Below are 7,354 nucleotides of genomic sequence, written 5' to 3'. Positions count from 1 at the left end.
GACCACGGACCCGCCCCAGGCGCACCTCCTACCTCCGCCCTGAACACCCTTCCGGTCGCGGCGCTCGCCGAACACGGCACCCATCCGTCTTCAACCGCTCTCCACACGTCACTCGCCGGACGGTTACAGACGTTCTGCACCGTGCGCGCCCACCTCGCATCCAGGAAGGTGGCATCCAAGTACAGGTAGGGGAAGGCCTGGGTGAGCGGCTGAGTGCGCAGGCCTTCCACCTTTTCTTCGAGGGACTTCGTCACCCGGCTCACCGTCGAGCGCGAAACCTCCTCGCCCATGAGTGCCGGAGTGACTCGGCCCACCTTCCTCGTGGAGACGCCCTGCACGTACGCGCTGGTAATCGCCTCGTCGAGCTCTTCGCTGCGCCGCTTGTAGCGCCCCAGTACGGCCTCCGCGGAGCCGCTGGCCCGCGTCCGGGGCACGGCCCCTCCAGGTGCCCCATGGACGTCAGCAGGCCGCGCAGGTAGCTGCCATTGCGCCGCTCCTTGCGCCCCGCCACCTGCTGCCAGCGCCCCGCGCCCACCAAGCCTCGAATCTTCTCCTCCAGCAACACCTCCAGCGTCATGCGGATGGCTCCCAGGAAGAGCGCTCGCACGTCGGTACGCACCTCTTCGTGTGAGGGCGCGGCAAACTCGGTATCGTCCACTTCAGGGAACCCTGGTAGAACGGTTCCGACGAGAGTTTCAACGGACGTCTTCGCGACGAGTGCCTCAGCATGGAATGGTTTCGCTCCAGGGCGGAGGCCAAGGCCGTCATCGAGGCGTGGCGCCTGCATTACAACCAGGTCCGGCCACACTCGAGTCTGGGCTACCTCACGCCTCTGGAATTTCGACGCAAGTGCCGAAGCAGTGGTGCCCAACCCATCCCGGGCGGAGCCTCTCTCGTAATCAGTGGTCCGAAGAATCCAGGCAGGTCAGTGCGTGGCACATGGCTTGGCAAAGGCGAGCCTGTTGATGATTATAGTAGACTCATTGGGGTGGTGAAGGAGGGGCTCTCTCCGGAAGGTTGTGGCAAAGACTTGTATGTTTGCCGGGTGTATGGCAGGCAGGAGTGGATATGCTGATTTTAGGCTTGTCGAGTTGGATGAACTCAATAAGCGAGTGGTTGTGGAGTTTCTGAAATGAATGACGAGGATGTCTTGAGTGCGCTCCGCGCGGGGCAAGGGAGGCTCACTCCGGTAGGAGTTGCGGAGGTCTTGAGCGGGCTTGTTGGTGAGCTTTCTTGCTTGCGGATTATATTCTATTTTAAGCGCGCGTTCCCGTCGATTCCTCTGCGGGTGTTGATCGAAACAGGCGCTTGGTCGCGAGTGGGGGAGGGGCACCTTAGCGATGAGCAGTTCAATGACATGTTGAAGCCCTGGCTCTGAGGGTGCGTTCTTATTGCTGGGCCAAGAATCGCGAATCTCGTTCGACATCAGGCAGGTCACGCCAGTCGACCAGGGCTCGGGAAAGGCAGTGTTTGTGCAGATTAAGGGGCATAGCGAAGTTGCTCAGATTCGGGTGCATCCAGGAGGAGGCAGGCATGGTGGGGTCTATGTGAACTTGTCGACCAATAGCGGGATTGTCGAAGTCGTTGAACCCACGACGTACAAGCCGACGCCAGGTGAGAAGGCCACAGCTCTGATTGTTGGAGAGAAGACTTAATGAGTGATCGACAGTCGCTTGGCCGTGCCAGCGATTTGCTTCGTTTTCAGTGGAGTGTTCAGGCGCTCGCTCAGGATGCCGGTGTGCAATTCTGTTTGTTTCCTTGGTTTGTCTGTGTTCCTGATGAGCTTGCGTTGGAGTTTGATGAGTGTCTTCAGGGGTTTGCGGACTCTGGCCTTGCAGCCGTGTTTAGTCCAGGGCAGGTAGATGCGATTCGGGAGTTGGATCGTCACCTCGCGGCGATAAGTGGCGCCGAAAATAAGCAGTTTTGGACGGATGAAGCATTGGAGGGGGCTCCTGAATGGAGCGAGATAAGGGCAACGGCAAGGCTACTCCTCGAGAGAATGAACTGGCCACAGGTTGCGCCACCGGCCGAGCGTGCTCTGTATGTTGGGCCGGATGCTTAGTCCTACAGTCGCAGATTGAGGCGAGCGCCGTGAGTCCGGAAATGGCAGACGATGGCGACGGCTTGATGGTGGCGGCGCCAGCGACTCCACGCCAAGGCGTGCTCAATGGGGGGCCACAGCGCGTCGGAGCAGGGCCAACAGAAGCCCGCGCACCTCTTGGATGGAAACGACCTTCAAGAAGCGCGGGTCTTCGAGCCACACGAGCGCGGAGAAGCGCGGGAGTGAAGGGCCGCGCAGCGGCGCTCGAGCAGCAGGTCGCGACGCTCACCCGCACCGTCTTCGGCAAGAAGTCGGAGAAGCTGCCTCCGCCCACGGAGGAGCTGCGCAAAGAGGCTCCTCGCGACGAGAAGGCCCAGGCGGAGGCCGCGCTCCTGAAGCGTCACGAGCGTGCGGGCGTGAAGAAGGATCTGCCGTCGCGCACCGTCTTCCACCCAGTCCCCCGAGAGCACCAGCGGTGCCCCCGCTGCAACGGGACAGACTTCCACCCGATGGGGCCGGGTCGGCAGAGCGTCCTGTATGAGTACATCCCTGGCCGCTTCGAGAAGCAGGTGCACGTACGAGAAACCCTCGTCTGCGTGTGTGGCGAGAGTGTCGTGACTGCCCTGGGGCCACCCCGTGTCGCCGAGAAGACGGGCTACGGCTCCGGCTTCATCGCCCACCTCGTCACTTCGAAATGCGCCGACTCCCTGCCCCTGCACCGACTGGAGAAGGCACTCGCGCGTGAGGGACTCCCGGTGGCGCGCAGCACCATGACGGACCTCTTCCACCGTGCGGCCACGGAGCTCGCGCCTGTCTGCGACTGCCTGCTCAAGAAGGAGGCCACGCAGCAGGTGGTGCAGACGGACGAAACGCCCCTGAAAGTGCAGGCCCCGGAGAAGACGAGGACGGGCTACCTGTGGACGTTCCTCTCGTTGGTGGCGAGAGCAGAGAGTTGTGTCTCAGGGGGAGCTTCCGCGTGAGCCTCGGCCTTATCGTCCAGGTTGGAAGAAAGATGTGCCGTGATGTGGTGATTTGAGAGTTCGACCTTGTGCTGTGTTTGATTGGGGGTGTCCCTGGTCTCATGTCTGGAAAACAACTTGGTAAGTCGAGTGTTTAGGCCGCGTGAGCCACGATCGATGGAAGCATGTGGCATGCCCTGGGATTGTCGGACCACCTGCCGCGTGGGAGGATGCCGCTCCGGGTACAACGGAGGCAGGCGGTGAAGAAGAGTCGGTTCAGCGAGGAGCAGAGGCTCGCGATTCTGCGCGAGGCGGAGCGGACCTCGGTACCGGAGACCGCGAAGAAGCACGGCGTGAGTGAGCCAACGGTGTACGCGTGGCGCAAGCGCTTCGGGGGCATGGACGCCAACGACACGAAGCGGCTGAAACAGTTGGAGGCGGAGAATGCCCGGTTGAAGAAGCTGCTGGCCGAGCGGGACTTGGACATCGAGGTGCTGAAGGAAATCCAAGCAAAAAATGGTGAGCGCCCCCGCGCGAAGGCAGCAGGTGGAGCATGCCCGCGCGATGGGGTTGTCCACCCGGCGAGCATGCAGGCTGCTGCGGGTGGCGCGCTCGGCGCTGGGGTGCAAGTCCCAGAGGGCACAGCGGGAGAATCCCGTGGTGGAGCGGATGCGTGAGCTTGCCCTGTAGTACCCAAGGTACGGCTACCGTCGCATCCGCATCTTCCTGGGGCGCGACGGGCACCCCATGTGTCCTGACAGGGCCTACCGACTCTGGACGCAGGAGGGGCTGCAAGTGCCGCGCAAGAGGCCCAGGCGGCGCGTGGCGAGCAGCCGCCCCCACTCGTTAGCGGCAACCGGGCCCAACCAGGTGTGGGCCTATGACTTCGTCTTCGACAGCTGCGCCAACGGGCAACAGCTCAAGTGCCTCACCGTGGTGGACGAGTGGACGCGAGAGTGCCTCGCCATCGACGTCGCGGGGGCCATCCGCTCCGTGCGAGTGGTGGAGGTGCTGTCGAGGATTGTCAGCGAGCGAGGGGCCCCGAGGCATCTGCGCAGCGACAACGGACCGGAGGAGGTGCTGTCGAGGATTGTCAGCGAGCGAGTGGCCCCGAGGCACCTGCGCAGCGACAACGGACCGGAGTTCGTGGCCTCGGCCATCCTGCAGTGGGTCGCGGAAGCTCGCATCGAGCTGGCGCACGTCGCACCCGGCAAGCCCTGGCAGAACGGCACCGACGAGAGTTTCAACGGACGCCTTCGCGACGAGTGCCTCAGCATGGAATGGTTTCGCTCCAGGGCGGAGGTGCGGGCCGTCATCGAGGAGTGGCGCCTGCATTTCAACCAGGTCCGGCCACACTCGAGCCTGGGCTACCTCACGCCTCTGGAATTTCGATGCAAGTGCGAAGCAGTGGTACCCAACCCATCCCGGGCGGAGCCTCTCACGTAATCAGTGGTCCGAAGAATCCAGGCAGGTCAGAGGCATCGCGCCTCCCCCCCTTCTGTTCCTTCAACAGAAGGGAACTTCACGCTTCTTCCGAATTACAACTGTAGGAATAGGCGCTTCGTGTGGGGAGGAACTGGGTATTTCGTATGCGACGTCCAATCGGAGATTTGTTGACTTCCTCTTGAGTCATGGATGCATGGTGACGTGGATGTTGGACATCGCTTGGAGATGGTGGGTGGCTTGTGGGTAGATATAATGAATGCTTGTCTCGGGTGGTATGTTTCGTTTGTGGTGTGGAGTTGGAGGTCGTTTTTCAGGCGTATGTTGGTGTTTTGGATTACGAGATTTTTTGTGTGGGCGATGATGTTTTTGGCCGAAGGCCTCTGCATTTGCCTCCTCGGGTTGGTCCCTCGTCGCATTTGGAGAGCCGGAGCTTCTGGGCGTATGGCATTGGTAGATGTGGCATGTGTATGGCGGAGTTGTGGGCGAGAGTCGATGTTAGGGATGGTGTGTTTGAATCGCTGGTTGTTGTTCCTGCCCCAGCCGACCCATATGCCTGGGGCTATTTGTGAAGTGAGAAGGGAGAAGATCTTCAAGAGGCGCGGGTCTTCGAACGTCACGAGCGCGGAAAAGCGCGGGAGTGAAGGGCCGCGCCGCGGCGCTCAAGGTGCAGGAAACTAAACTAGCGATAGGGAAGCCCTGGATCACGCAAGGCTGTAGGCGTGGATGTTCGACCAGCTGCGCTTCGCTGAGCCGACTCTCTTCACCACCAGCCTTCGTTGTGCCTGGAGCGGCATCCCCTCAAGCTTCAGGAGGTCCGAGAACCCCAGGGCATGTCACTGGCATGCGAGTGATCGGCTTTGTACGGTTATTGGAGCCTGTTTGAATTTGAGGCGGGGAAACGGTAGCGGACTTGACGGGGCGCCAGCGTCGCTGGAATCGAACTGCTCGCCGTTGTATTCGTTCCTGCCGCCCCGGCCCTGGAGGCGAGTTTCACGCAATGCAGGTCGTCGAGCCACGCGAGCGCGAAGAAGCGCGGGATTGCAGAGCCGCGCAGTTGCGCTCGAGATGGAGAGAACGAGCGAAGCGCTCCGCTACGCTGGGCTGCACGTGTGGTGGGCCATCGAGTCGTGCTTTGTTGCGGCCTGCGACCGGGGCGTTCAGATCGCAGGCTTCTTGCTGTTGCTGTGTTGATTAGCTGGGCTTGGGGGCTTCGATTCCGTCTCGCTGGAGTTCGGCGGCGGTGGCGGTGGTGGCTTGGGTTCCAGGGGGATTCTCGTACCAGCCTGGGTCTTCTTGGCCGTTGGTGTGTTCCCTCACCTTGAGGACCGTGAACATGCCTCCCATCGTGATGTAGCCGTGTTTGCCTTCACCTCCGGACATCGGGATGGAGTTCTCGGGCACCGGCATTCCCATTTCGCCCATGTCTCCCATTCCTGCCTGACCCATCGTCATGTAGCCCGGCAAGAGCTTGCGGACCTTGGCGTCCAGGCTTCCTGGCTTCATTCCAATCACGTTCGGGAAGGCATGCCCCATCTGGTTCATCACGTGGTGCGTCATGTGGCAGTGCATCGCCCAGTCGCCTGGGACGTCCGCCACGAACTCCACCGTCCTCGTGCTCCCCACTGGCACCAACACCGTCGTCTCGGGCCACTGCGCGGACTCAGGGATTCTTCCTGCGTCCGTCTCCGTCACGCGGAAGTGGTAGCCGTGCAAGTGGATGGGGTGGTGGTCCATCGGGCCTAGGTTTCCTAGGCGGATTCGGACTCGCTCACCCTTGCGCACCACCAGCGGCGCCGTGGCCGGGAAGGCCTTGGCGTTCAAGGTCAGCATGTTGAAGTCCGTCATCTCGTTCGGATTCGGGCGGCGCGTCCCCGCGTCGATGCGCCACTCGTGCAGCATCAACGCGAAGTCCTTATCCACCTTCGGCCCCGTCGGATGCCTGGGGTGGATGACGATGAGCCCCACCATGCCCATCGCGATCTGCGTCATCTCGTCATGGTGCGAGTGGTACATGCCCATGCCGGACTGGCGGAACGTGAACTCGTAACGGAACGTCTCGCCCGGATCGATGGGCTTCTGGTTGAGCCCTCCGACTCCGTCCATTCCGCTCGGCAGCAGGATTCCGTGCCAGTGCACTGTCGTCGGCGCTGGCAGCCGATTGGTGACGTAGAAGCGCACGCGGTCGCCTTCCACCACCTCGATGGTCGGTCCGTGCACCTGCCCGTTGTAGCCCCAGCAGAGCGCCTTCAGCCCGGGGGCGAACTCGTGCTCGACCTCCTCCGCCACCATGTGGAAGACCTTCACCCCATCCACCAGCTTCCAGGGCAGGACCGAGCCGTTTGGAACCACCACCGGCTGGTAGTCGCGATGCGGCATTCCCGGCGGCGCCCCGGTGTAGCTGGTTCGCTTGGGAGTCTCCGGCTTGGGCGGCGATGCTGGCTGGGCTTCGGCCCGCGCTCCTCTCAGCAGCAGCGCGCCTCCTGCCAAGGCGGCTCCAGCCGTGGACAAGATTCCTCGCCGTGTGAGCGAGCCCAGTCCCTGCGGCGGGGGGGCCTCGAAGAAGGGCGCGGCTTCGTGACCTTGCGCTCTTGCTGTGTTCGCTCGGTCTGTGTTGCTTGCGATGCGGTCGTCTCGGGACCTGTCTGGCGTGTTTGCGAGGGCGTCTCCGGCGGCCCCTCTCGTGTCGCTTCGGGCCACCTGGGCGGTGGCTGTGCTTGCACCCGCTTGTGCGCTTTGCGCTATCGCGATGGTCGTCTCTCGCGTGTTGCTTGGGGCGGCGTCAGGGGCGCCTTCGTGGGGGGCGCTGGCCTGCGACGCTCTCGTGAGAGAGGTGAAGCTGTTGTTCGCGCCGGAGGTCGAGGGCTGGGCCGTGGCTCCGTCAGGCGCAGTGGAGGTGTCGGTGGGCTCT

3 protein-coding genes and 3 pseudogenes are annotated in these 7,354 nt (G+C 62.5%); 4 read left to right on the top strand and 2 right to left on the bottom strand.

The features are described 5' to 3' along the window. Window positions 1-128 precede the first annotated feature (128 nt). Window positions 129-658, bottom strand: a pseudogene (locus KRR26_RS24175) (transposase); the annotation flags it as partial. 18 nt (window positions 659-676) lie between these two features. Here KRR26_RS24175 and KRR26_RS24170 point away from each other — a divergent pair. From KRR26_RS24170 to KRR26_RS24155, 4 genes and pseudogenes are all read left to right on the top strand, one after another. Then, a pseudogene (locus KRR26_RS24170) lies at window positions 677-847 on the top strand (integrase core domain-containing protein); the annotation flags it as partial. Window positions 848-1,654: 807 nt separating this feature from the next. Next, a complete protein-coding gene (locus KRR26_RS24165) occupies window positions 1,655-2,062 on the top strand; it encodes a hypothetical protein (protein ID WP_217080966.1) in 408 nt (135 codons plus the stop codon). A 221-nt stretch (window positions 2,063-2,283) separates the two neighbouring features. Then, window positions 2,284-3,021, top strand: a complete 738-nt coding sequence (locus KRR26_RS24160; protein ID WP_328707205.1) for an IS66 family transposase — start codon at window positions 2,284-2,286, stop codon at window positions 3,019-3,021. A gap of 239 nt (window positions 3,022-3,260) precedes the next feature. After that, window positions 3,261-4,446 (top strand): annotated as a pseudogene (locus KRR26_RS24155) (IS3 family transposase). A 1,191-nt stretch (window positions 4,447-5,637) separates the two neighbouring features. On the opposite strand, the gene KRR26_RS24150 reads toward KRR26_RS24155, so the two are convergent. After that, window positions 5,638-6,933 (bottom strand): multicopper oxidase family protein, encoded by a 1,296-nt coding sequence (locus KRR26_RS24150; RefSeq protein ID WP_328707204.1) that lies wholly within the window; start codon window positions 6,931-6,933, stop codon window positions 5,638-5,640. Window positions 6,934-7,354: the final 421 nt, after the last annotated feature.

The sequence above is a fragment of the Citreicoccus inhibens genome (genome assembly GCF_019039035.1).
Lineage (GTDB): Bacteria > Myxococcota > Myxococcia > Myxococcales > Myxococcaceae > Citreicoccus > Citreicoccus inhibens.
The sequence above is the reverse complement of the archived record's forward strand: the minus strand, read 5'-3'. Positions and strand labels throughout refer to the sequence as shown.

What these genes read in the sequence shown, in the direction of transcription:
- KRR26_RS24165 (WP_217080966.1), top strand. Translation starts at nt 1,655, where the DNA reads ATGAGTGATCGACAGTCGCTTGGCCGTGCCAGCGATTTGCTTCGTTTT.